Source organism: Mesorhizobium sp. M1143, assembly GCF_040318435.1.
Classification (GTDB): Bacteria; Pseudomonadota; Alphaproteobacteria; order Rhizobiales; family Rhizobiaceae; genus Mesorhizobium.
On the sequence record NZ_JAMYMJ010000007.1, the window covers coordinates 84,741 to 104,807 of the forward strand.

A 20,067-nucleotide genomic window follows, 5' to 3' on the forward strand; every position below is an offset into this window, starting at 1 on the left:
CTCAAATCAAATACATCGCCGTCAGGCCGCACCCATCACCTGCCGTGCGATCACCACCTTCTGCACATCGGATGCGCCCTCGTAGATGCGTAGCGCGCGGATCTCGCGATAGAGGCTCTCGACGATATGGCCCTTGCGGACGCCGTCCCCCCCATGCAGCTGCACAGCCTTGTCGATCACCTCTTGCGCCTTGTCGGTGGCGAACAGCTTGGCCATCGCCGCCTCGCGGGTGACACGAGCCGCGCCCATGTCCTTGGTCCAGGCAGCGCGGTAGACCAGCAGCGCTGCGGCATCGATGTCCAGCGCCATGTCGGCGATATGGCCTTGCACCATCTGCAGCTCTGCCATCGGAGCGCCGAAAAGTTTGCGCTCGGCCACCCTGCTGATGCTTTCGTCCAGCGCCCGGCGGGCAAAGCCGAGTGCCGCCGCGCCGACCGTCGAGCGGAACACGTCAAGCACCGACATGGCGATGCGGAAGCCGTCTCCCGGTTTGCCGATCAGCGCCGAAGCCGGCACCCGCACCTGATCGAAGGAAAGCCGCGCCAGCGGATGCGGAGCGATCACCTCAAGGCGCTCGGCGATGCCAAGCCCCTTGGTATCAGCGGGTACGAGAAAGGCGGAAAGTCCCTTGGCGCCCGGCGCCTCGCCGGTGCGGGCAAAGACGACGTAGAGATCGGCGATGCCGCCATTGGAAATCCAGGTCTTCTCGCCGCTGAGGATATAGAAGTCGCCATCGCGGATCGCCGTCATTTCGGTGTTGGCGACATCCGACCCGGAGCGTGGCTCCGAAAGCGCGAAGGCCGAGATCGCCTTGCCGGCCGTGGTCTTTGCCAGCCATTGCTGCTGGTCAGGCGTGCCGAACAGGCTGAGCGCGCCGGTGCCGAGCCCCTGCATGGCGAAGGCAAAGTCGGCCAACCCGTCATGGCGCGCCAGCGTCTCGCGCATGATGCACAAAGTGCGGACATCGAGCGGTCCCGGATTGTCCGTATCGAGCGCCGTCGGCTTCAACCAGCCGTCGCGGCCAAGCTTGGCCACCAGCTCGCGGCAGGCGGCATCGACGTCATGGTGATCGACCGGCAGGTTCCTGGCGCACCATGCTTCCAGCCTTTCGGCCAATTCGCGGTGGCGATCTTCAAAGAACGGCCAGTTGAGGAAACTCCTGTCAGCCATCAATTGCCCTCGAACACCGGTTTTTTCTTGGCGACGAAGGCCTTGTAGGCGCGCTCGAAGTCACGCGTCTGCATGCAGATCGCCTGCGCCTGCGCTTCCGCTTCGATCGCCTGGTCGAGGCCCATCGACCATTCCTGGTTCAACTGCGTCTTGGTGATGCCGTGCGCGAAGGTCGGGCCGGAGACGATGCGCGCCGCCATCTCGAGCGCGTCGGCCTCGAGCACTGCGGCATCGGCCAGCCTGTTGTAGAAGCCCCAGCGCTCGCCTTCCGCAGCCGTCATCGTGCGGCCGGTGTAGAGCAATTCGGCGGCACGGCCCTGGCCGATGATGCGCGGCAGAATCGCGCAGGCGCCCATGTCGCAGCCGGCAAGGCCAACGCGGGTGAACAGGAAGGCGGTCTTGGCCTCCGGCGTGGCGATGCGGATGTCGGCGCTCATGGCGATGATGGCGCCGGCGCCGACCGCGACACCGTCGATCGCCGCGATGATCGGCTTGCCGCAGTTGAGCATCGCCTTGACGAAATCGCCGGTCATGCGGGTGAAGGCAAGCAACTCCTTCATGTCCATCTTGACCAATGGGCCGATAATGTCGTGGACATCGCCGCCCGAGCAGAAATTGCCGCCATTGGACAGAAACACCACGGCGTCGACGTCGTCGGCATAGACGAGGTCGCGGAATGTGTCGCGCAGTTCGGCATAGCTGTCGAAGGTCAGTGGATTCTTGCGCTCCGGCCGGTCTAACCGCACCCTGGCGATCCTGCCTTCGACCTCCCACAGGAAGTGCTTCGGCTTGAGGCCGGCCATCGAACTCATTCGCGTCCCTCCCAGTTGCTGCGGAACGAGGTCAGCATGCCGGTCAGCCGGCGCGCATCCTCCTCGCTGACCTTGGCCAGCAATTCGCCGATCCAACCCTCATGCGCCGCGGCCATTGTGGCAAAGGATCTGGAACCCTCATCGGTCAGTCGCACCATGGATGTGCGGCGATCGCCATTGCGGCGCGCGCGCGCGACCAGGCCTTCCGAAACCAGCCGGTCGACAATGCCGGTGACATTGCCGTTGGAGACCAGCAGGAAGCGCGACAGATCGCTCATCAGCATGCCTTCCGGCGCGCGGTAGAGGGCGGCCATGACGTCGAAACGCGGCAGTGTCGTATCGAATTCTTTCTTCAGCCGCTCGCGCAGTTCCGCCTCAATCGTGCGCGAGGCGCGCAGCAGCCTGATCCAGAGACGCAGCCGGTCCTTGCCGGGTCCCGACGGCGCGGGCAATGGGCCGGCTACCATGTTTCGCCTCCTGAGATCGAAATCGCTTGTCCGGTAATCGACGCAGCCGCATCGCCGCACAGCCAGAGCACCGTCGCGGCAACTTCCTGCGGCTGGATGAAACGGCCTTGCGGGTTGGTCGAGGCAAGGCTCGCCCGCGCCTGCTCGACTGAGCGGCCGGTCTTTTCGACGACGCGCTGAATGGAGTCCGCCAGCATGTCGGTCTCTACGAAGCCCGGGCAAACGGCGTTGACGGTCACGCCGGATTTCGCCGTCTCGGCCGCCAGTGCCCGCATCAGCCCGACCACCCCATGCTTGGCCGCCACGTAGGGCGCGACATAGGCGTAGCCTTTCAGCCCTGCGGTCGAGGCGACGAAGACGATCCGGCCCGCCTTGCGCGCGGCCATGCCGGCCAGCGCCGGCTTCACCGTCAGGAAGGCGCCGGTCAGATTGACGTCGAGCGTCCGCTGCCAGTCGGCAAGCGAGGTCCTGTGCGCCGGCGTGCTGCCGGCAATGCCGGCATTGGCGACGACGATGTCGAACGGGCCGCGCACGGCTTCCGCTTGCGCGTAGAGCGATGTCACCGCCGCCTCGTTGGCAACATCGGCTGACATGGCGTGGATGCGGTCGTTCTCGCCAGCTACCTTGGCAAGCTCGGCCTCGCGCCGCCCGCATATGGTCACCTCTATGCCGGCCTCGGCCAGCACGAGTGCTATGGCCCGGCCGACGCCGGAGCCGCCGCCAGTGACCAGCGCATGTTTGCCTGAAATCGCCAAGGCCGTCGTCATACTTTCAGCCCCGCCGCCGCATCGCGCTCGGCCAGCCGGTAGATCTGGTCGCGTCCGGGAAGATAGGGATCCGGCCATTTGACCCCACGGTCAGTGAGCCTCACCGCCGCATGCAGCGTCCAGTAGGGATCGGCGAGATGCGGCCGTGCCAGGGCCACCAGGTCGGCGCGGCCTGCCATCAGGATCGAATTGACATGGTCCGGCTCATAGATGTTGCCGACCGCCATCGTCGCCATGCCGACCTCGTTGCGGATACGGTCCGAGAATGGTGTCTGGAACATGCGGCCATAGACAGGCTTGGCGGCAATCGAGGTCTGACCTGCCGAGACGTCGCAGATGTCGACGCCGGCTTCGTGCAGCATGCGCGCGATCTCCACCGCATCGGCCGGCGTCACACCTTCGATGCCGACCCAATCATTGGCCGAAATGCGCACCGAGATCGGCTTTCGCGTCGGCCAGGCGGCGCGCACCGCATGGAAGATTTCCAGGGGATAGCGCATGCGATTTTCCCGCGAACCGCCATACTCATCCGTGCGCTGGTTGGTGACCGGCGTGATGAAGGACGACAGCAAATAGCCATGCGCGGCATGGATCTCGAGCATGTCGAAACCGCAGCGATCTGCCATCTCGGTGGACGCGACGAACTGGTCACGCACCTCGTCCATGTCGGCGCGGTCCATGGCTTTCGGCACCTGATTCTCAGGCGACCATGCAATCGCCGAGGCCGCCATGACCGGCCAATTGCCCGAGGCAAGCGGCACGTCGGTGCCTTCCCACCCGACACGGGTCGAGCCCTTGGCCCCGGAATGGCCAATCTGGGCGCAGATTTTCGCCTCGGTCTCGGTGTGGACGAAATCGACCAGCCGCTTCCACGCCACCTCATGTTCGGACGCATAGAAGCCGGGACAACCGGGCGTGATGCGTCCTTCCGGGCTGACGCAGGTCATCTCGATATAGACAAGCCCGGCGCCGCCCTTGGCACGCTCGGCATAGTGGGCGAAATGCCAGTCGGTCGGGCAGCCATCGACTGCCTTGTACTGCGCCATCGGCGAAACGACGATGCGGTTGTTGAGCTGCATGTCGCGCAGTTTGAACGGCGCGAACATCGGTGCCCGGCGCTGCCTGTTGCCGCCTGCCCCTGCCTGGCGCTGGAACCATTCCTCGGCGCTTTCAAGCCATTTGGCATCGCGCAGCCGCAAATTCTCGTGGCTGATGCGTTGCGAGCGGGTCAGCAGCGAATAATTGAACTGCACCGGATCGAGGCCGAGATAGCGCTCGACCTCCTCGAACCACTCCAGCGAATTGCGCGCCGCCGACTGCAGCTTCAGCACCTCGGTGCGGCGCGCATCCTCATACTTGCGGAAGGCGGCGTCGAGGTCCGGTTCGGTTTTGACATATTCGGCCAGCGCCACCGCGCTTTCCAATGCGAGCTTGGTCCCGGAGCCGATCGAGAAATGTGCCGAGGCCGCCGCGTCGCCCATCAGAGCCAGGTTCTTGTAGGACCAGCGTTCGCACAGCACGCGCGGGAAATTGATCCAGGCCGAACCTCTGATGTGATTGGCATTGGTCATCAGCGCGTGGCCGCCGAGATGTTTCTCAAAGATGCGCTCGCAGACGGCGATGGATTCCTGCTGCGACATGGCGCCGAAGCCGAAGGCAGCCCAGGTCTGTTCGCTGCACTCGACAATGAAGGTCGCTGTCTCGCTGTCGAATTGATAGGCGTGCGCCCACACCCAGCCATGCTCGGTCTTCTCGAAGATGAAGGTGAAGGCGTCGTCGAATTTCTGGTTGGTGCCGAGCCAGACGAATTTGCATTTGCGGGTGTCGATGTCGGGCTTGAAGACTTCGACAAAGGTGTTGCGCGCCCTTGAGTTCAGCCCATCGGCGGCGACGACCAGATCATGCGTCTCCATATAGGGCTGAGGGTCGGCGATATCGCTCTCGAACATCAGCCTCACGCCAAGTTCGCGCGCGCGTCGCTGCAGCAGGACCAGAAGCCGCTTGCGGCCGATGCCACAGAAACCGTGGCCCGACGAGACCGTGCGCACGCCGTCATGGATGACGGCGATGTCGTCCCAATAGGCGAAATGCTTCTTGATCCAGACAGCGCTGACCGGGTCATTTTTGGCAAGGTTGTCGAGTGTTTCGGCCGACAGCACGACGCCCCAGCCGAACGTATCGTCGGCGCGGTTGCGCTCGAACACCGTGACCTCGTGGGCGGCGTCCCGCAGCTTCATTGAAATGGCAAAGTAGAGGCCGGCTGGTCCGCCACCGAGAACCGCAACCTTCATCCGTGCGATCTCCTCTTCGCTTGCTGCATCTCAAGTATCGCGCCGGAGATAAAATATTTCAAGCTTAAAGTTTCATGTTGGAACGATTGCAGGACACGGGTGGCGCGCCTGCAGGTTGGCCCCACAAGCGCGCTCTGGAAATCACTTCTCCGGGTTCTTCGGGCTCCACAGCACAGTCTCGGCACCCTTCTCATAGGCCATCCCATCGGGATAGCTGATCGCCTCCAGTTGCAATCCCCATGGCGCCTGGAAATAGAGGATGGTCTGGCCGGCCGCCGGACCTTCCTTGACCGGCAGCGGCCCCATCCGCGTCTTCACCCCCTTGCCATCGAGATAGGCTTTCGCCGCGGCGACATCATCGACATACAAGGCAATGTGGAAGCCGCCGATATCGCTGTTCTTCGGCGTCAAATCCTTCTGGTCGGGCGCGGTGTATTTGAACAGCTCTATGTTCGATCCATAGCCGCAACGCACCATGGTGACCTGCTCGATGACAGCCTTCGGATCGACGCCCAGAAGGTCCTGCATGAAGGTGCCCTTGTCGTCGGCGAACGGGCCGAACGACATCGCCTTCTTGCAGCCGACGACTTCGGTGAAGAAGTCGACTGCCTGCTTCATGTCGGGCACCGTGATGCCGGTGTGGTCGTGGCCGCGCATGCCGGGGATCGAATCGGCCGAGGCCGCTCCCACCGAGCCGAACAGGATCGCGGCAAGCATCGTGCCGCGGATTGCATGGTTCATGTTACCCTCCGTTCGCGGGCTGATTTTGCCCTCATGCACGTCCGAAGCCCGCTGTTCGGCGTGGTGGGTGAACAGTCCTATGCCGGCGCTTTCGTTGCTGGCCGCAACCAGTCCGCGTCGATCTCAGGCAGTGGGATGGCGGCAAGCAGGTCGCGCGTGTAGGTCTCCCTGGGATTGTCGAACAGCGCATCGGTGGCGCTCGCCTCGACGATCCTGCCCTCGCGCATGACGATCACTTGTTGGCACAGCCGCCGGATGACCGACAGGTCGTGGCTGATGAAGGCGACCGTCAGCCCCATCTCCGCGGCCAGTCTCTCCAAAAGGGTGAGGATCTGCGCCTGCGTCGATACGTCGAGGCCGGAGACGATCTCGTCGGCCAGCACGAATTTCGGCGAAAGCGCCAACGCGCGCGCAATTCCGACGCGCTGGCGCTGCCCGCCCGACAGTTCATGACGATAGCGACTAGCGAAGCTTTGCGGCAGGCCGACGCGATGCAATGCCTCGGCGACGCGTTCCTTGAGCCTGTCGCCAAGCCCATTCTGCTTGAGCGGCGCGGCAATGATGCCGGCGATGGTGCGACGCGGGTTGAGCGACGACATCGGGTCCTGGAAGATCATCTGCAGGTCGCGGCGCAGAGGTCGCAGCTCCACATCCGGCAGATGGGCGATATCGCGGCCCTCGAAATGGATGCTGCCGACGCTCGGCTCCAGAAGTCTGACAAGCGTGCGGCCGAGCGTCGATTTTCCGGACCCGGATTCACCGACGATGCCGGTCACCAAGCCCCTCGGCAAATCGAAATCCAGGCCTCTCAAAATCTCGGCCAGCGGCGCGCGCCCGATCAGCGGCTTGCGGGTCATGTCGGGCAGCGCCACCTTCAGCCCGCGCACGGAAAACAGCGGCTCAACCATGCGGCCCTCTCCACGCCTGGTCGGAGGCGGCGATCTCCGCAGCGAGTCCTGCCAGCACCGTCTCATCCACCGGCTTCAGCGAGGCAAAGGGATCCGTGTAGCGCGGCGTAGCGGCCATCAATGCCCGCGTATAGGGATGCTCAGGCGCGGCGAAGAGAGCGGCTGTGTCAGCCTCTTCCACCACCTTGCCGGCGTAGAGCACAGACACTTGCTGGCTGATCTTTGCAACGACGCCGAGATCGTGGGTGACGAACAGGATCGCGGTGCCATGCTCGCGCTGCAGCTCGGCGATCAGTCGCAGGATCTGCTTTTGCACGGTAACGTCGAGCGCGGTTGTCGGCTCGTCGGCCACGATCAGCCGTGGCTCGGCGGCGAAGGCGGCGGCGATCAGCACGCGCTGGCGCATGCCGCCGGACAGCTCGTGCGGATAGCATTTCAGCACCCGGTCGGGATCGCGGATCTGCACCTCATCCAGCAATTGCCGGATACGCTTGTCCGCCTTGTCACCGTTCCAGCCGAGAATGCGCACCAGCCGGTCAGTCATCTGCGGACCGATGCGGCGCGACGGGTTGAGCGCAGTCAACGGATCTTGCGGGATCAGCGCCGTGCGAGCGCCGATCAGCGTGCGCCTTGCCTTGGGCTGCAGCCTGCCGAGGTCTCCGCCTTCGAGCTGCATGGCGCCTTCGACGATGCGCACGCTTGACGGCAGCACACCGAGCACCGCCTTGCCGATCATCGTCTTGCCGGCGCCGCTCTCGCCAACAAGAGCACGCACCTCACCCGGCTGCACGGAGAGCGACACCGACCGCAGCACGCGCTGGCCGTTCGGCAGCACGGCGCTCAGATTGGCAATATCCAGGCAAGCGCTCATCGCAGCACCGGATCGAAGCGTGTCTTCAGCGCCTCACCGAACTGGCTGAACGACAGCACGGTGAGGATCAGCGTGACAAGCGGAAACACCAGCAGCCACCAGGCCTGATGGATCGACAGCCGGCCCTCGGCGATGATGCCGCCCCAGGTCGGATCGTCGGTCGAGATCGACAGATTGACGAAGGACAGGATGGCCTCGACGATGACGGCGATGCCCATCTCCAGCGACAGCAGTGCCACGATCGACGGCACCACATTGGGCAGCACCTCGCGCAGCATGATGCCGATGCGGCCATAGCCGGCGATGCGGGCGTTCTCGACATAGTCCATGCGCGACTGGCCCATCGCTTCCGCGCGGATCACCCGGCAAAAGCGCGTCCAGTCGATTATGACGATGGCGAGGATGACGGAACTGAGGCCGGTGCCGAGCACCGCGACCAGCAGGATGGCGAACAGCACCGGCGGGAATGCCATCCAGACGTCGACGATGCGTGAAATGATGCGGTCGGCCCAGCCGCCGAAATAGCCGGCGACCAGTCCGAGCGTCGAGCCGACAAGGCAGGCGGCGATCGCCGCCGCGAAAGCGACGATGAAGGCGATACGGCCGCCGAAGATCAGCCTGGAGAGGAGATCGCGGCCGAGGCTGTCGGTGCCCAGCCAATAGCCGGATTCCGCACCACTCATCCAGAATGGCGGCAGCCGTTCCAGCATCAGGTCTTGCGCCAGCGGGTCCTGCGGTGCGACCAGCGGCGCGAAGATCGCGGCCAGAAGCGCCAGCAGCAGCCAGCCGCCGGCCAGCCACAGCCTCGGGCCCAATCCGCGCCGGACGACGCGCGCCTCATCCATGGCGCAGCCTCGGATTGAGCAGCGCATACATCATGTCGACGCCTAGATTGATCAGCACGAACAGCAGCGCGAACACCAAAACAATGCCCTGGATAAGCGGCAGGTCGCGGTTGATGACGGCATCGATCGCCATGTTGCCGAGCCCTTCGTAGGAAAACAGCCGCTCGACGATGACCGTGCCGCCGATGAGGAAGGTGAACTGGACGCCGACGAGAGTCAGTGTCGGCAAGGCAGCGTTCTTCAGCGCCTCGCGCAGGATAACCTGCGTTTCCGAAAACCCCTTCACCCGCGCCAGCACGACATAGTCGAGGTCCAGCACTTCCTTCAGCGACTGTTTCAGCAACTGCGCGATGATTGCCGCCAGCGGCAATGCCAAGGCTACTGCCGGCATCAGCATGTGTTTCAGCAGATCCCAGGTCAGGTCGAAGCGCAGCCGAAGCAAGCTCTCGAAGAAATAGAACTGGGTGACGAAGGGCAGGTCGAGCTGCGGCGACACGCGGCCGGAGATATCGAAGATCGGCACCAGCACGCCAAACAAAAGGATCAGCACGAGGCCCCACAGGAAATCGGGAATGGAAAGGGCGGCGCCGCTGGCGATATCGATGCCGGCTTCGACCGCCGTGCCGCGCTCGCGGGCTCCGAGGATCGCCGTCGTGCCGCCGAGCCCAACCGCCATGACGAGCGCGATGATGGCAAGTTCCAGCGTTGCCGGCAAACGATTGAAGACAAGGCTGAGCACATCTTGCCTGAGCGAAATCGAGGTGCCGAAATCGCCCCTGACGACGCCGGACAGCCAGATGAAGAATTGCTGCACGATGGTCTTGTCGAGCCCGTAGAGTGCACGCAGCCGGTCGATGTCGGCATCTGTCGCACCGGGGGGCAGCATCATGGCGATCGGGTCACCAGGCGCGACGCGAATCACGACGAAGACGACGACGGCCACGCCGAACAGCGTGATCAGCATCGTCAGCAGACGGATCAGGAATCGTTGCAGGAGCATTCTGGTGTTGGCCCAGTGCGTTTCTAACGAAGAGCCCCCTCATTCGTCCGCTTCGCGGCCACCTTCTCCCCGAGGGGAGAAGAGGTCACGGACAGCTGAGCTGGTCTCTTCTCCCCAGCGGGGAGAAGGTGGCCCGAAGGGCCGGATGAGGGGGCCGCTCAGCGAAGGGTGGCGCCCACAAGCCGATATCAGGCCGGGGTCATCAGCGCCGGCAGCAGCGCGCCGGACACATGCTGCACCACGTTGACGCCCTTGGCATGCACGATAGGTTGCGCATACTGAATCAGCGGCAGCACATAGGCCTGCTCGGCGATATACTTGTCGACAGCCTTCCAGCCGGCGATGCGCTTGGCCTCGTCCTTCTCGCCCCAGAGCGGATTGATCATGTCGATCAGGTCCTGGCTGTCCCACACCGAGTGCGGGCTCGGCCCATACATGGCAAAACCAGTCGACGTTGTCGGATCGCCGATGGCATTGCCCCAATTGTAGAAGGCGGCCGGCGCCAGCTTGTCGGCGGCGCGCAGTTCATAGTGCTTGGCGATCTCGTAGACCTCGATCGTCGCCTCGATGCCGACCTTGCGCCACATGCCGACGATTGCCTGGATCATCTCATAATCCTTGGGCTTGAAGCCCTTGGTCGTCTGGATGGTGAACTTGACCGGTTTTTCCGGCGAATAGCCGGAAGCCGCGAGCAGCTCCTTGGCCTTTTCAGGATTGTGCTCGACCTTGATCGAGGCGTCGAAGGCCGTGTACTCCGGGGTCTCCAGCGTAGCGATCGGCTGGCCATAGCCGCGCAGCAGCCGTTTGACCAGAAGCTCCTTGTCCACAGCCATGACGGCGGCCTGGCGGACGTTCTTGTCCAGCATCGCTTCGATGTCATTGAAGAAGATCATGCCGATGTCGGAAACGGGCTTGCACGAGCCGGCAAGCCCGTCCTTGGCGATCAGCCGGTCATACTCTTCATAGGGGACCTCCAGCGTCACCTGCGAGGAACCGGATTCGATCTCGGCAACGCGGCTCGCCGCGTCGGTGACGAACTTGATCGTCACATTCTCGAAGGCCGGCTTGTCGCCCCAATAGTGCGGGTTGGCCTTCAGTCGGAGGAAAGCATTTCGCTCGAATTTTTCCACCATGTACGGGCCGGTGCCGATCGGCGCCTTCTCGAAACCTTCCGCGCCAACCTTCTCGTAATAGGCCTTCGGCAGGATGTAGCCGGTCAGGAACGACATCCATTTGAAATAGACCGGATCGAACTGCACGACGTCGCCGGTGATCTTGTTGCCGTCGATCTTGAAATTGTTGACGTTCTTCCAGACGAACTGGATCGGATTGCCGGTCTTTTCGTCGCCCGCCCGCTGCAGCGACCAGACCACGTCCTCGGGCGTGAAGGGCGAGCCGTCATGCCAGGTCACGCCTTCGCGCACCGTCATCGTCACCTTGGTGCGATCCTCGTTCCAGCCCCATTCGGTGAGCAGGCCAGGCGCAAAGGACAGGTCCGGCTTTTGCGGAATGAACTGGTCGAACACCGACTGGTAGAGACCCTGGATCGTCGGGTTGACGGCCGAAGGTCCGGTGGTCGGATCCCAGGACGGCAGATTGACGTTGTAGGCGATGGTCAGCTCGCCCGCTGCCGCCTTGGCGATCTCAGGCAGGCCGATCGCCGCCACCCCAAGTGCCGCGGCACTGTATCCCAGCAATTCTCGTCTGTTGATTGTCATGGTCGTTCCCCTTGTTGGTTTTGTTGTCTTTGCGCGGCACTATCAGTTTATCGATCCGGGCTTCGTGGGCAGCAGCGCCTTGCCTCTCGTCGCCTTCATGAAATCTTGCGAGCTACCTCCCGCCAAGCTGTTGCGCGAGCATGAAGCCGGAGGCCGCGCCGGTGCCGGCGCCGGGCCATGTCGCGGCGCCTATGAGATGCAGATTGCCGACCGGCGTGTTCCAGCCGGCATAACCGCGCGCCGGGCGGAACAGGAAATTCTGTGCCAGATGGTGGCTGCCGCAGACCTGGTCGCCGCCGACGAGATTGGGATTCTCGCGCTCGAGGTCGATGGGTGAGAACACCGCGCGGCCGAGGATTTTTGTACGCAGGCCGGGCGCGTAGGTCTCGATGATGTCGAGCACGCGCTCGGCGTAGACGTCCTTGACCTGATCCCAGTGCGCGGGCGCGATCTTGCCGGCCGCATCGCCCAGGATTTCGGCGGGCAGCATGCGCACCTGCACCCACAGCACATGCTTGCCCTGCGGCGCGCGTGACGGATCGACCGCTGTCGGCTGGCCGACGACCAGCACCGGTTCGTCCGGCAGCATGCCCGCCATCGCCTGCTGATAGGCGCGCGACATCGCGTCGAGCGAGGGCGACAGATGCACATAGGCGAACTGCCGCAGCTCGGCCCCGGCGCGCCAGTCCGGCAGGTCGTCGAGCGCCAGATGGATCATCATCGTGCCCGGCGCGTGCCGGAACTTCTGCATAGCCGTGTCGAAGCCGGTGTCGCCGGAACCGTTGGGCAGCAACTTGCCGGTCAGCGCCCTGGGCGCGACGCCGGCAATGACCGCCTTCGTTACCGTATGCGTCTCACCGGACGCAAGCCGCACGCCGGTCGCCTTGCCGGCGGAAACGGTGATTTCGGCAACCTCTGTCCCTGTGACGATCTTGCCGCCCGCCGAGGTGACCATACCTGCCAGCGCCCGGATGATCGTGTCGGCGCCGCCCTTGCCTAGCACCATGCCAAAGGTCTGGTTGGCCATGGATTCCAGATAGGGGAACACGGCGCCGCCGGCGATGTCGGGTGCAAAGTCGAGATGCATGCCCCAGGTGGCAAGCGTTGCCCGCACATGCGCGGACTCGAAATTTTCCTCCAGCCAGGCGCGAGGCGATGACAACAGCAGCCGTCCCGTATCGAGCGCGCCGGACATGCCTTTCTTGCGCCACAGGTTCCAGGCGGTGCCGGCAAGCGCACGCGCACTCATCGGCGATCCCAGCAGCCGGAACAGGTGCTCGGCTTCACCCGGAAAGGCGGCGACCAGTCTACGCCAGGTCGCGGCATCGGCGGCGGAGAAAGCGGCCATGCGGCCGGTGGTTTTTTCCAGATCGTTGCTGACGCCGAACCAGCGTCCGTCCGGGAAGGCGCTGGCAAAACAGTCGGCGACCGGCGCGAACTCAAGACCCTGTGCTTTCAATTCATTTGCATATTTCCGGTGGAAGGCGGAGCCGGCGAACAGGCTCAGATTCATTGCACCGAAATCGTGCCGGAAGCCGGGAAGCGTGTATTCGTGGGTCTGGACGGCGCCACCGATTGCTGCGCTGCGCTCGAAAATCCCGGTTTTCCAGCCTTTGAGCGCCAGATGCGCGGCGCATGCCAGACTGTTGTGGCCCGCCCCGACGAATATGGCGTCAAACTCGCTCACGCCCCGTTCCCATTTCCTTTATGCTTAAAGATAATTGCAGATGCATATGTTTTCGTCTAGTAGGATATTAAGGGCCGAGACGAGCCTTGATCTTCACCATAAAGAGGGAACTTCAGACCATGGACACGCAAAAACTCCTCGGCGAAGTCGCCGGCCAGCTGCTTTCAGGCGCCATCAGGGTGGTCGACCTCTCTGCGCAACTCGGACCCGACACGCCTCTTATCAAGCTGCCGCCGGAGCTTGCCGTCGACACGCCAAAGGTCGAGATCCATAACATCTCCCGTTATGACAAGAACGGCCCGTGGTGGGCATGGAACTGGCTGAAGCTTGGGGAGCATTCGGGCACGCATTTCGATGCGCCGCAGCATTGGATCAGCGGCAAGGATTATCCGGACGGCGCCACCGACACCATTCCGGCGCAGAACTTCGTCGGCCCGGTCAATGTCATCGACTGCTCGAAGGAAGCCGCCGCCGATCACGATTTCCTGCTCACCGTCGACCACATTAAGGCGTGGGAGGCCAAGCATGGCGCCATCAGCCCTGGCGAGTGGGTGGTGATGCGCACCGACTGGTACAAGCGCAATGGTTCGGAGGCTGAGTTCCTCAACGCCAATGAGACCGGCCCGCATACGCCAGGTCCGACGGCCGAAGCCATCCAGTATCTGATCAGCAAGGACATCAAGGGCTGGGGCTCGGAGACGATCGGCACCGATGCCGGCAAGGCCGGCGGCATGGAGCCGCCATTCCCGGCGCACACGCTGATGCACAAGGCCAACCGCTATGGCCTTGCCAGCCTCTGCAACCTCGACCAGTTGCCGCCAAAAGGCGCCATCCTGATCGCCGCACCGCTCAAGATCGAACATGGCACCGGCAGCCCGATCCGCGCGCTGGCGCTGGTGTCGAAAGGCTGAGAAAGCACGCTGAGGTGAGCCAGCCGGATCACATCATCGTTGGCAGCGGCATCAACGCGCTGGTCTGCGCGGCGATGCTTGGCGGCAAGGGCGCGAAGGTGCTCGTCCTCGAGCGCAACGACCGCATCGGCGGCTGCATGCGTACCGAGGAGATCACCGCGCCCGGCTTCATCCATGACGTGATGGCGACCACCTTCGTGCTGTTCATCACCTCGCCGGCCTTTGCGGCATTGGGCAGCGATCTCGCGCGGCACGGGCTGGAGTTCTGTCACACCGGCACGCCAACCGGCGTGCTGCGGCCGGACGGCAGCCATGCCGTGCTCACCACCGACCGCGCCGCCAACGTCGCTGCAATCAATGCGATCGCCCCCGGCGATGGCGACCGGCACGCCGACGATGTCGGCAGCATCGAGCGCAATGCCGGCCTGCTGTTCGGCCTGCTCGGCGGCAGCCTGTGGTCCTATCCGACAGCCAAGCTGTTGGCCGGCGATGCCTGGCGGCGCAGCCCGCGTGGCCTTGCCGCTTTTCTGGGTGAGGCACTGGTGCCGGCGCGCAGCTGGTTGGAAAGCACCTATCAGTCCGAGACAATCCGCGCGCTGTGGGCGCCCTGGGTGCTGCATGCCGGGCTTGGACCGGAAGATGCTTTCTCAGGGCAGATCGCCAAGGTCATTGCCTTCGCGCTGGAAGCGGCCGGCGCGCCGATCGTCAAGGGCGGGGCGAAGAACCTGCTCGCCGCCTTCGAAGCCTTGATCCGTGAACGCGGCGGCGAAATCCGCACCGGCGCCGATGTCGCCTCGATCATCCAGAGCGGTGGCCGCGCGACCGGCGTGCGGCTGGCATCCGACGAAACGATTACAGCAAACAAGAGCGTCATCTGCTCGGTCACGCCGACGCAGCTTTACGGCCGGCTGCTCGGCGCGGATGCTCCCAAAGCCGAGGTCGAGGCGACACAGAAATATCGCTACGGCAAAGGCAATTTCCAGATCCACTATGCGCTGGCCAAGCCGCCGGCATGGCGCGGCGAAGGCCTCGACAAGGTGGCGCTGCTGCACCTGACGCCGGGGCTCGATGGCGTCTCGAAAGCCTGCAACGAGGCGGCGCGCGGGATGCTGCCGGAAGTGCCGACCATCTGCGTCGGCCAGCCGCATGCGCTCGATCCATCGCGCTGCCCGGAAGGCAAGGCGATCGTGTGGCTGCAACTGCCCGAGGCGCCCCGGCACATCAAGGGTGACGCCGCCGGCAAGCTGCAGACGCCGGCTGACGGACAATGGACCGAGGCGCTGCGTGAAGCCTACGCCGACCGCGTCGAAACCATTCTCGCCAGCCACATCGATGGCTTCAAGGGCAGCGTGATTGCGCGCCGCGCCTATTCGCCGGCCGATCTGGAAGCGATGAACATCAATCTGGTCGGCGGTGATCCTTATGGCGGGTCCTCGACCATCGACCAGTCGTTCCTGTGGCGCCCATTCAAGACCAGCCGCAACCACCAGACCGGCATCAAAAACCTCTATCACATCGGCGCGTCCACCCATCCGGGCGCGGGCCTCGGTGGCGGTTCCGGCTTTCTCCTGGCGGGGAGGCTTTGATGGAGCAGAAGGTTCCGGAAAAGCGCCAGCGCATTTCGACGCTTGGCCAGATCGGCCTGCAGCAATTCGCGCCCTATCTGATGAACCGCATCATGGGGCGCTACAACGCCACCTTGCGCGACGATTTCCGCAAGCAGGGCCTGACCATTCCGCAGGTCCGCACGCTGGCCGTGCTGTCGGTCACCGACGGCGTCACCGTCAACGACCTCTCGGTCTACACCGTCATCGAGCAGTCGACATTGAGCCGCACGCTCGACACGTTGGAAGGGCAAGGTTTCGTGCGGCGCGAGCAAGGCGTCACCGACAGCCGCATCCGCCATGTCTTCCTGACCGATGACGGCCGCGCCGAGTTCACCCGCGCCTGGCCGGCCATGCATGATGCGTTCGAGGCGATGTTCGACGATGTCGACGACGCCGAATACGCGGCTCTGATCGCCACATTGCAGAAGATGCTGAAGAACATTCGCAAGCACGACATCTAGACGCAGGCGCCGGCCGCACCGCCGGCAACGGAAGGTTGGAAAAATGGCCGAACGGTCTTTTGCCAAGGAAGTCGAAAAACTCAGGCTCGGCGATGGCGAGGAATTTGCCGGCGAAGGCATTCTCGCCATCACCAAGGCGCTGCTGCAATGCGGCGTCGGCTATGTCGGCGGATACCAGGGCGCGCCGATCAGCCATCTGATGGACGTGCTGGCCGACGCACAGGACATTCTGGGCGAACTCGGGGTGCATTTCGAGGCGAGCGCCTCGGAAGCCACCGCCACCGCCATGCTCGCTGCCTCGGTCCATTATCCGATCCGTGGCGCGGCGACCTTCAAGTCGACTGTCGGCACCAATGTCGCGTCCGACGCGCTCGCCAACCTTGCCTCCGGTGGCGTTACCGGCGGCGCGCTGATCATCGTCGGCGAGGATTATGGCGAGGGTTCCTCGATCATGCAGGAGCGCAGCCATGCCTTCGCCATGAAAAGCCAGGTCTGGCTGCTCGACCCGCGCCCGAACCTGCCTTCAATCGTCAAGGCGGTCGAGGATGGCTTCGAGCTATCCGAGGCGTCCAATACGCCGGTGATGCTGCAGGTGCGCATCCGCTGCTGCCACGTCCACGGCCATTTCATCGCCAAGGACAACAAGCGCCCGCCGATGACGGTGGCCGATGCGCTCGACGCGCCGCGCCGCGACACCGGCCGCATCGTGCTGCCACCCGCCTCCTTCCTGCACGAGAAGGAGAAGGTGCAAAAACGCTGGCCGGCGGCTGTCGATTTCATCGCGAGGAACAAGATCAACGAATTCTTCGGCTCGGATCACGGTTCGGTCGGCATCGTCATGCAGGGCGGCATGTACAATTCGGTCATCCGCGCCTTGCAGCGTCTCGGCCTTGCCGACACCTACGGCGAGACGGATGTGCCGCTCTATGTGCTCAACGCCGTCTATCCCCTGATAGACGATGAGTTCCTGTCTTTCTGCGAAGGCAAGCAGGCGGTGCTCGTGGTCGAGGAGGGCCAGCCCAACTACATCGAGCAAGGCTTTGCCGCCATGCTGCACAAGGCCGGGCGCGGTACCAGGCTGGTCGGCAAGGAGTATCTGCCGATGGCCGGCGAATACACCGGCCAGGTCATGCTCGACGGCATCGGCGCCTTCCTGCGCGCCGAGGCCTCGCATCTCTTGCCGGGCGAGGTGCGCGCGCCCAACAAGGTCGGCGACGGCGTCGACACCGCCGACCTGATCAATGTCGTGCCGGGCCGTCCGCCGGGCTTCTGCATCGGTTGCCCGGAGCGGCCGATCTTTGCCGCGACAAAGCTGGTCGAGCAGGAACTCGGCAAGCACCACATCGCCTCCGACATCGGCTGCCATTTGTTCTCGATCATGCCGCCCTTCGAGCTTGGCGCCACCACCATGGGATACGGGCTCGGGCCGGCCTCGGCTTCAGCCTTCAATTCGCCCGACGCCAAACGGAGGTCGATCTCCTTCGTCGGCGATGGCGGCTTCTGGCACAACGGCCTGACCTCCTCGATCGGCAACGCGGTGTTCAACAAGAATGACGGCGTTATCGTCATCGTCGACAATTTTTACTCCGCCGCCACCGGTGGGCAGGACATATTGTCGTCGCGTGCGGGCAACAAGACCAAGTCGACCAAGCATCCGATCACCGAAGCGGTGAAGGGCATGGGCGTCAAATGGCTGTGCCACATCGACCGCACCTACGATGTCGGCAAGATGCAGGACACGCTGCGCGAGGCGCTGACGACGGAGGAAAAGGGACCAAAGGTCATCGTCGCCTCGTCCGAATGCATGCTCAACCGCCAGCGCCGCGAAAAGCCGCTGGTCGACAAGGCGATCAAGGGCGGAACCCGTGTCGTCAAGCCGAAATTCGGCGTCGACGAGGACATCTGCACCGGCGACCACGCCTGCATGCGGCTGTCCGGCTGCCCGTCGCTGTCGGTGAAATCGCTCGACGATCCCTTGCGTGACGATCCGGTGGCATCGATCGACCAGAGCTGCGTCGGCTGCGGCAATTGCGGCGAGGTGGCGGACGCTGCCGTTCTGTGCCCATCCTTCTACCGCGCCGATGTCGTGCACAATCCGAGCCGCTGGGACCGCTTCCTCGAATCTGCACGTCGCGCCACCATCGGCCTGATGCAGCGCCGCCGCGAGAGCCGCAGGTTGACGTTCGCCGATGCTTGACCAGGCTTCGCCCTTGCGTCCGAAATCCGGTGCCGCCGATACCGAGCCGGTGATCAAGCTCGCTTTGCTCGCGGTCGGCGGCCAGGGCGGAGGCGTGCTCGCCGACTGGATCACCGATGTCGCCGAGCGCAATTCCTATGTCGCGCAATCGACCTCGGTCGCCGGCGTCGCCCAGCGCACCGGCGCCACGATCTATTACGTCGAGATGGCCCGCGACACCGGCCGGCTGCCGGTCTTTGCCCTTTCGCCTTCGCAAGGCGATGTCGACATATTGATCGCCGCCGAGCTGATGGAAGCCGGCCGCGCCATCATCAGGGGCTTCGTCACGCCCGATCGCACCACGCTGATCACCTCCTCGCACCGTATCGCCGCGGTGTCGGAAAAGATCGAGCCGGGTGACGGCCGGGCCTCGTCTTCCAAGGTACGCGCGACGGCGGAAGCTGCATCGAAACGCTTCATCGCCTTCGACATGGAAAAAATCGCCGCCGACAATGGCTCGATGATCTCGGCCAGTCTGCTTGGCGCGCTGGCCGGCTCCGACGCATTGCCGTTCACGCGTGAAAGCTATGAGCAAGCGATCGGCGCCGGCGGCCGGGGCGCGAAAGCCAGCCTCGCTGCCTTCGCCGTCGCCTACGACCGCGCGCGCGGTACGACGGCCCCCGCGCCACAGCCGGCAGAACCGGCCACGGTCGACCCCGCTCCGGGTGCAGGGCGCGTGAGCGGTCCGCAGAACCTGCTGCAGGGTTGGCAGGCGCTGGCCGCCCGCATCGACCTGATGCCCGCGGCGGTGCGCGACATGGCGCTTCGGGGCCTGAGAAAGGTCGTCGACTACCAGGACATCGCCTATGGCCGCGACTATCTCGACCGGTTGGACAAGGCCGTTGCGCTTGATGATCCCGGCCATGCCCATGCATTGTCCATCGCTGCCGCCAAGCATCTGGCCAACGCCCTGTGCTATGACGACATGATCCGCGTCGCCGATCTCAAGACTCGCTCGACCCGCGACCAGCGCGTGCGCCGCGAGGTCGGCGTCAAGGACGGCTCCATCCTGCAGGTGACCGAATATTTCCATCCGCGCATCGAGGAGTTCTGCGGCACCTTGCCGGCGGGGTTTGGCAGCTACATCGAGAACCGGCCGAAACTTGCCGGCTTTCTCGACCGGCGCATCAATCGCGGCCGGCGCATCCGCACCGACAGCTTTGCCGGCTTTGCGGTCCTCTGGTTGATTGGCGGCCTGCGCCGCTGGCGGCGGCGCCTGTTGCGCCACAAGGTCGAGACGGCGCATCTGGAGCGCTGGTATGCGCTGGCGCTCAGCCACGCGCCTCAGGACTACGCGCTCGCCGTCGAAATCTTGAACTGCCGCCGGCTGATCAAGGGCTACAGCGACACCCACCTCCGCGCCCAGTCCAAATTCGATCGCGTGCTGTCGGCGCTCGATCTGGTCAAGGGCCGCGATGACGCTGCCGACTGGATCAGGCGGTTGCGCGAAGCTGCGCTGAAAGACGAGAAAGGCGACATGCTCGATGGCGCGCTGAAGACGGTGGCATCGTTGTCTGATCATGGTGTGGGAAGAGGTCGAGCTTAGGCTGGTACCTCTACGCTACTGCCGCCGTT

General features: G+C 64.1%; 17 protein-coding genes and 1 pseudogene. 5 read left to right on the forward strand and 13 right to left on the reverse strand.

Going from position 1 to position 20,067, the window contains the following annotated elements:
* Positions 1-21 precede the first annotated feature (21 nt).
* The 13 genes and pseudogenes from NKH35_RS08255 to NKH35_RS08310 all read right to left on the reverse strand — a co-directional run bounded on the left by NKH35_RS08255 (position 22) and on the right by NKH35_RS08310 (position 13,277).
* Positions 22-1,170, reverse strand: a complete 1,149-nt coding sequence (locus NKH35_RS08255) for an acyl-CoA dehydrogenase family protein (RefSeq protein ID WP_023682730.1) — start codon at positions 1,168-1,170, stop codon at positions 22-24.
* Complete coding sequence (locus tag NKH35_RS08260; protein ID WP_023682731.1) at positions 1,170-1,982, reverse strand: enoyl-CoA hydratase family protein; 813 nt, start codon at positions 1,980-1,982, stop codon at positions 1,170-1,172. Before NKH35_RS08260 ends, NKH35_RS08255 begins: the two co-directional genes overlap by 1 nt.
* A complete protein-coding gene (locus NKH35_RS08265) occupies positions 1,979-2,449 on the reverse strand; it encodes a MarR family winged helix-turn-helix transcriptional regulator (protein WP_023682732.1) in 471 nt (156 codons plus the stop codon). Before NKH35_RS08265 ends, NKH35_RS08260 begins: the two co-directional genes overlap by 4 nt.
* Positions 2,443-3,216: an SDR family NAD(P)-dependent oxidoreductase gene (locus NKH35_RS08270; protein ID WP_023682733.1), complete on the reverse strand. Its 774-nt coding sequence runs from the start codon at positions 3,214-3,216 to the stop codon at positions 2,443-2,445. The genes NKH35_RS08265 and NKH35_RS08270 overlap by 7 nt, the downstream gene beginning before the upstream one ends.
* Positions 3,213-5,507, reverse strand: a complete 2,295-nt coding sequence (locus NKH35_RS08275) for a bifunctional salicylyl-CoA 5-hydroxylase/oxidoreductase (protein WP_352914101.1) — start codon at positions 5,505-5,507, stop codon at positions 3,213-3,215. Before NKH35_RS08275 ends, NKH35_RS08270 begins: the two co-directional genes overlap by 4 nt.
* 141 nt (positions 5,508-5,648) lie before the next feature.
* Entirely contained in the window at positions 5,649-6,248 is a 600-nt protein-coding gene (locus NKH35_RS08280; RefSeq protein WP_023804450.1) for a VOC family protein, read from the reverse strand.
* Between the two features lie 77 nt (positions 6,249-6,325).
* Positions 6,326-7,156: an ATP-binding cassette domain-containing protein gene (locus NKH35_RS08285; protein ID WP_352914104.1), complete on the reverse strand. Its 831-nt coding sequence runs from the start codon at positions 7,154-7,156 to the stop codon at positions 6,326-6,328.
* Positions 7,149-8,027, reverse strand: coding sequence for an ABC transporter ATP-binding protein (locus tag NKH35_RS08290; protein ID WP_352914107.1), 879 nt, complete (start codon positions 8,025-8,027; stop codon positions 7,149-7,151). Before NKH35_RS08290 ends, NKH35_RS08285 begins: the two co-directional genes overlap by 8 nt.
* Positions 8,024-8,872, reverse strand: a complete 849-nt coding sequence (locus tag NKH35_RS08295) for an ABC transporter permease (protein WP_023732283.1) — start codon at positions 8,870-8,872, stop codon at positions 8,024-8,026. The genes NKH35_RS08290 and NKH35_RS08295 overlap by 4 nt, the downstream gene beginning before the upstream one ends.
* Positions 8,865-9,872 carry an ABC transporter permease gene (locus NKH35_RS08300; RefSeq protein WP_023732284.1) on the reverse strand — a complete coding sequence of 336 codons (1,008 nt, stop codon included), beginning with the start codon at positions 9,870-9,872 and terminating at the stop codon, positions 8,865-8,867. Before NKH35_RS08300 ends, NKH35_RS08295 begins: the two co-directional genes overlap by 8 nt.
* A gap of 42 nt (positions 9,873-9,914) precedes the next feature.
* Positions 9,915-10,027 (reverse strand): annotated as a pseudogene (locus NKH35_RS32010) (endonuclease domain-containing protein); the annotation flags it as partial.
* Between the two features lie 33 nt (positions 10,028-10,060).
* Positions 10,061-11,590 carry an ABC transporter substrate-binding protein gene (locus NKH35_RS08305; RefSeq protein WP_023686913.1) on the reverse strand — a complete coding sequence of 510 codons (1,530 nt, stop codon included), beginning with the start codon at positions 11,588-11,590 and terminating at the stop codon, positions 10,061-10,063.
* Between the two features lie 112 nt (positions 11,591-11,702).
* Positions 11,703-13,277, reverse strand: coding sequence for a phytoene desaturase family protein (locus NKH35_RS08310; protein ID WP_023732285.1), 1,575 nt, complete (start codon positions 13,275-13,277; stop codon positions 11,703-11,705).
* 119 nt (positions 13,278-13,396) lie between these two features.
* On the opposite strand from NKH35_RS08310, the gene NKH35_RS08315 reads away from it, so the two are divergent.
* From NKH35_RS08315 to NKH35_RS08335, 5 genes are read left to right on the forward strand one after another with little or no spacing between them, the layout of a single operon-like run.
* The gene (locus NKH35_RS08315) at positions 13,397-14,188 is read left to right on the forward strand and encodes a cyclase family protein (protein ID WP_023682742.1); all 792 of its coding nucleotides are present in this window, start codon (positions 13,397-13,399) and stop codon (positions 14,186-14,188) included.
* 14 nt (positions 14,189-14,202) lie between these two features.
* Entirely contained in the window at positions 14,203-15,774 is a 1,572-nt protein-coding gene (locus NKH35_RS08320; RefSeq protein ID WP_023815146.1) for a phytoene desaturase family protein, read from the forward strand.
* Positions 15,774-16,256, forward strand: coding sequence for a MarR family winged helix-turn-helix transcriptional regulator (locus NKH35_RS08325; RefSeq protein WP_023682744.1), 483 nt, complete (start codon positions 15,774-15,776; stop codon positions 16,254-16,256). The genes NKH35_RS08320 and NKH35_RS08325 overlap by 1 nt, the downstream gene beginning before the upstream one ends.
* Positions 16,257-16,299: 43 nt before the next feature.
* Positions 16,300-18,453: a thiamine pyrophosphate-dependent enzyme gene (locus NKH35_RS08330; protein ID WP_023815145.1), complete on the forward strand. Its 2,154-nt coding sequence runs from the start codon at positions 16,300-16,302 to the stop codon at positions 18,451-18,453.
* Entirely contained in the window at positions 18,446-20,038 is a 1,593-nt protein-coding gene (locus NKH35_RS08335) for an indolepyruvate oxidoreductase subunit beta family protein (RefSeq protein WP_023815144.1), read from the forward strand. The genes NKH35_RS08330 and NKH35_RS08335 overlap by 8 nt, the downstream gene beginning before the upstream one ends.
* Positions 20,039-20,067: the final 29 nt, after the last annotated feature.

Excerpts from the sequence above, each read along its gene's own strand:
- NKH35_RS08330 (WP_023815145.1), top strand. The coding sequence starts at position 16,300 with ATGGCCGAACGGTCTTTTGCCAAGGAAGTCGAAAAACTCAGGCTCGGC.
- NKH35_RS08290 (WP_352914107.1), bottom strand. The coding sequence starts at position 8,027 with ATGAGCGCTTGCCTGGATATTGCCAATCTGAGCGCCGTGCTGCCGAAC.
- NKH35_RS08285 (WP_352914104.1), bottom strand. The coding sequence starts at position 7,156 with ATGGTTGAGCCGCTGTTTTCCGTGCGCGGGCTGAAGGTGGCGCTGCCC.
- NKH35_RS08335 (WP_023815144.1), top strand. The coding sequence starts at position 18,446 with ATGCTTGACCAGGCTTCGCCCTTGCGTCCGAAATCCGGTGCCGCCGAT.
- NKH35_RS08305 (WP_023686913.1), bottom strand. The coding sequence starts at position 11,590 with ATGACAATCAACAGACGAGAATTGCTGGGATACAGTGCCGCGGCACTT.
- NKH35_RS08270 (WP_023682733.1), bottom strand. The coding sequence starts at position 3,216 with ATGACGACGGCCTTGGCGATTTCAGGCAAACATGCGCTGGTCACTGGC.
- NKH35_RS08315 (WP_023682742.1), top strand. The coding sequence starts at position 13,397 with ATGGACACGCAAAAACTCCTCGGCGAAGTCGCCGGCCAGCTGCTTTCA.
- NKH35_RS08325 (WP_023682744.1), top strand. The coding sequence starts at position 15,774 with ATGGAGCAGAAGGTTCCGGAAAAGCGCCAGCGCATTTCGACGCTTGGC.
- NKH35_RS08255 (WP_023682730.1), bottom strand. The coding sequence starts at position 1,170 with ATGGCTGACAGGAGTTTCCTCAACTGGCCGTTCTTTGAAGATCGCCAC.
- NKH35_RS08295 (WP_023732283.1), bottom strand. The coding sequence starts at position 8,872 with ATGGATGAGGCGCGCGTCGTCCGGCGCGGATTGGGCCCGAGGCTGTGG.
- NKH35_RS08275 (WP_352914101.1), bottom strand. The coding sequence starts at position 5,507 with ATGAAGGTTGCGGTTCTCGGTGGCGGACCAGCCGGCCTCTACTTTGCC.
- NKH35_RS08260 (WP_023682731.1), bottom strand. The coding sequence starts at position 1,982 with ATGAGTTCGATGGCCGGCCTCAAGCCGAAGCACTTCCTGTGGGAGGTC.
- NKH35_RS08280 (WP_023804450.1), bottom strand. The coding sequence starts at position 6,248 with ATGAACCATGCAATCCGCGGCACGATGCTTGCCGCGATCCTGTTCGGC.
- NKH35_RS08265 (WP_023682732.1), bottom strand. The coding sequence starts at position 2,449 with ATGGTAGCCGGCCCATTGCCCGCGCCGTCGGGACCCGGCAAGGACCGG.
- NKH35_RS08300 (WP_023732284.1), bottom strand. The coding sequence starts at position 9,872 with ATGCTCCTGCAACGATTCCTGATCCGTCTGCTGACGATGCTGATCACG.